This is a genomic window from Nocardia sp. NPDC004722, from assembly GCF_053601505.1.
In genome coordinates this window covers 1-3,457 of the sequence record NZ_JBSGBY010000760.1, presented here as the reverse complement: position 1 = coordinate 3,457, position 3,457 = coordinate 1, and the positions used below count along the sequence as shown (strand labels likewise).

4 protein-coding genes and 1 pseudogene are annotated in these 3,457 nt (G+C 69.3%); 2 read left to right on the top strand and 3 right to left on the bottom strand.

The window, feature by feature from the left end:
• Both ACWELQ_RS41355 and ACWELQ_RS41350 read left to right on the top strand, forming a co-directional pair.
• On the top strand, positions 1 to 305 hold a 305-nt coding region (locus ACWELQ_RS41355; RefSeq protein ID WP_452402444.1), incomplete at its 5' end, for a hypothetical protein.
• 154 nt (positions 306 to 459) lie between these two features.
• The gene (locus tag ACWELQ_RS41350; protein WP_452402443.1) at positions 460 to 672 is read left to right on the top strand and encodes a cold-shock protein; all 213 of its coding nucleotides are present in this window, start codon (positions 460 to 462) and stop codon (positions 670 to 672) included.
• Positions 673 to 723: 51 nt separating this feature from the next.
• Here ACWELQ_RS41350 and ACWELQ_RS41345 read toward each other — a convergent pair whose 3' ends face one another.
• The 3 genes and pseudogenes from ACWELQ_RS41345 to ACWELQ_RS41335 form a co-directional block, all read right to left on the bottom strand.
• Positions 724 to 1,899 (bottom strand): XdhC family protein, encoded by a 1,176-nt coding sequence (locus ACWELQ_RS41345; RefSeq protein ID WP_452402442.1) that lies wholly within the window; start codon positions 1,897 to 1,899, stop codon positions 724 to 726.
• Between the two features lie 99 nt (positions 1,900 to 1,998).
• Positions 1,999 to 2,952, bottom strand: a complete 954-nt coding sequence (locus tag ACWELQ_RS41340) for a metallophosphoesterase family protein (RefSeq protein WP_452402441.1) — start codon at positions 2,950 to 2,952, stop codon at positions 1,999 to 2,001.
• Positions 2,953 to 3,037: 85 nt separating this feature from the next.
• Positions 3,038 to 3,457 (bottom strand): annotated as a pseudogene (locus tag ACWELQ_RS41335) (Ig-like domain repeat protein); the annotation flags it as partial.

The window sequence follows — 3,457 nt, the reverse complement described above, 5'->3', positions numbered from 1 at the left end:
GGACCACGCCCGACCCCGCCAGCGCCTCGACACCCGCGACCACCCTCGGCATCACCTCCACCATCCAGCAGGTCGTCGACCACCAGTGCCTGCGCTGGACCGGACCCGCCGTCGGCGACGGCCTGACCATCGAGGGCGGCACCCACGTGTGGACCTTCACCCCGGTCGATGGCGGAGTACTCGTCCGCACCGAGGAGAACTGGCGGGGAGCCCAGGTAGAAGCGGACATTTCGACCTCAACCGGGTTCCTCGGCATGGGCCTCGAGGCGTGGCTGACCGACCTCCGACAGGCCGCGGAACACTGAGGTCACACCGGAGAGTCGTATTGTCGACGGCAATCCCCGGCGGGGCTCACCGCTCGAGAAACCCTCCCGCGATGGCCAGAGAGGGGATGATCTAGACAGTGGCGGGCATCCTGACCGTCATTGCTCGACCACCTCATACGAAATGAGTTTGGCTATGGCCGACAGGCAGAGCGGGACCGTGAAGTTCTTCAACGACGAGAAGGGGTTCGGCTTCATCGCCCCGGACGGCGGAGGCGACGACCTGTTCGTCCACTTCAAGGCGATCGAGGCCGACGGCTTCCGGTCCCTCAAGGACGGGCAGCGCGTGTCGTTCGTCGCGGCCCGCGGCCAGAAGGGCATGCAGGCCGAGCAGGTCCGCCCGGAGTGATCCTCGGGCACTCGATAAAGCTCAGCCACTGAATCCGGTTCGGCATCAAGGTCAGCGGTGAATCGGGCCGTCCGCCTCGGCGAGGGGACGGCCCGAAGCCCCGCCCACCTCCGCGATGATCTGGGCGGCGATCGACACCGCGGTCTCGTCGGGGGTCGACGCATTGAGGTCCAGGCCCAGCGGGCTGCGCACGCGGCGCAACCGCTCGGGTGCGATACCCGCCGCCGACAGCCGCGCCATCCGGTCGCGATGGGTGCGGCGCGATCCCAGCGCGCCGATGAAGGCCAGGTCTGGAAGGTCGAGCGCCTCGGCCAGCATGGGGACATCGAATTTCGCGTCATGGGTGAGCACGCACACCACGGTGCGGGAGTCGATGCGGCCGCAGTCGTGTTCGCGGCGCAGATAGCGGTGCGGCCAATCCACCACGACCTGCTGGGCGGCGGGGAATCGGGTTGGGGTGGCGAAGGTTTCGCGGGCATCGACGACGGTGACCCGGTAGCCGAGTTGCGCGCCGAGGCGGCTGAGGGCGCGCACGAAATCATTGGCCCCGGCCAGAATCATGCGCGCGGGGGCACCGAAACTGTGCACGAAGGCGCGGGGCGGGTAGGGCGGCTCGCATTCGGCGGAGCCGATCGTGCCGGTGCGGCCGGATCGGGCCATGGCGACCGCATCCCGACTGATGGCGTCCCGGGCGGTCACGTCCCCGACAGTTACGTCTCGAACAGGCGCGTCCCCAACAGCCACGCCCAAGGCAGGCGCGTCCCCAACAGCCACGTCCAGGGCGGGCGTGGCAGTCTCACCGGTGTCTTCGGGGCCGATCAGGCGCCAGACGGGATTGTCGTCGAGGGTGGTCGTCACTGCGACCGGGCAGCCGTCGCGGATCGCCCGTTCGAGAGCCTCGAGGTCGGCCAGCCGTTCGGGGCCGACGGGTTCGATGAAGACTTCCAGCTCACCGCCGCAGGTCAATCCGATGGCGATGCCGTCCGGATCGGCGAGGCCGTAGTGCTCGAGCACCGCGCATCCGGTGGCCAGCACGTCGGCCGCCGACTCGACGACCGCGGCCTCCACACACCCGCCCGACAGGGAGCCGAGGACCTCGCCGGAGGCGGTGACGACCATGGCGGCCCCGAGTTCACGCGGACCCGCCCCGGTCACGGCCACCACTCGCGCCAGCGCGACCGGGCCCTGCCGGACCCGATCGATCAGCTGCGCCAGCACATCTCGCACGCCAACCATCTTCACAGCTCAATGGACTCGGCGTACGACTAGCCACGCGAGTAGCAATACTGTGGCTACCGAAATGCCACGGTTGTCGACCGGAAGTGGCTAGACGCCCCGGCGGCGTTCGGCGGCCTCCTTCATCTTCTGGCCCGCCGCACGCATTTCCGGAGTGACCTTGAAGTGGCCGCCCCACTCGTTGAGGGTGTCGCCGTAGTCCGGGACCGGCAGGATCTGACGCAGCAGCGGGTCCGGCACGCCGCGGCGCTGCCATTCGCGCGGGTAGCCGAGCGAGACCTCTTCGAAGCGGACCCCGTCGTACCAGGTGGTGCGGGGGATGTGCAGGTGACCGTAGACCATGCACACCACGTTGTAGGTGACATGCCAGTCGGAGGTGAGATCGGTGCCGCACCAGAGCGCGAACTCCGGATACCACATCATGTCGACCGGCTGACGGACCAGCGGCCAGTGGTTGATGAGCACCAGCGGGGTCTCCGCGGGCAGCGCGTCGAGGCGGCGCTGGGTGTACTGGACGCGGGCGTGACACCAGGCGTCGCGGGTCAGATACGGCTCGGCCGACAGCAGGAACTCGTCGGTGGCCACCACATTGCGGTCCTTGGCGATGGCCAGGCCCTCGGCCTTGGTCTTCGCGCCTGCGGGCAGCCAGGAGTAGTCGTAGAGCAGGAACATCGGGGCCAGCGTCACCGCGCCGCCGTAGTGTTCCGCGCCCGCGCCCTCCCACACCGGGAACGGGTCCTCGGGCGTGAGCACGTCCAGGTCGCGGCACAGCGACACCAGGTAGTCGTAGCGTCCCGCTCCGTGCATCTGCACGGGATCCTTTGCGGTGGTCCACAATTCGTGGTTGCCGGGCACCCAGATGACCTTGGCGAAGCGGCCGCGCAGGGTCTCCAGCGCCCAGCGGATGTCGTCGGTCTTCTCCCCGACGTCACCGGCCAGAATCAGCCAGTCCTCGGGCGAATCCGCGCGAATCGCCTCGACCACCGGCTTGTTGCCCTGATGACCGACATGGATGTCGCTCACCGCCATCAACTTCGGAGTCACCCGGTTCCGCCTCTCTGTCTACGACCGATCACTGCGGCAACAGCCCCGGCCCCCACCAGATTCCCACGCCCCGCGCGGGGCGTGCTCAGCGCACCCAGCGGATGCGCGCGGTGGCCGCGAATGCGGTGGCGACGGTGAGGGTTCCGGTGGGGTCGCGGCGGCAGGAGGCGATGGCGAGGTGGCAGGGGCGGGGGATGTCGGGTGGGATGCGGACGCCGCCTTCGATCTCGTAGCGCATGTTGGTGACCTTCCAGCGGCGAGCGTGGGGGTCGTCCGGGTCGACGGGCGGGGCGTCGGGGCGGGCCACCACCATGACTTCGGTGATGCCGGTCGGCCATTCGAAGATCAGCAGGCCGTGCTGTTCGGCCAGACCGCGGACGGCGGGCATGCCGCCGGGGTGCTCGTCGGCGGGTGCCGCTGCCACCTCGGGTTCGCCGTCGGAGCGGGTCATGTCGGAGGTGCGGCCGGAGACCGACGCGACCACGCCGTAGACGGGGACGGCGCC

What these genes read in the sequence shown, in the direction of transcription:
- ACWELQ_RS41350 (WP_452402443.1), top strand. Translation starts at nt 460, where the DNA reads ATGGCCGACAGGCAGAGCGGGACCGTGAAGTTCTTCAACGACGAGAAG.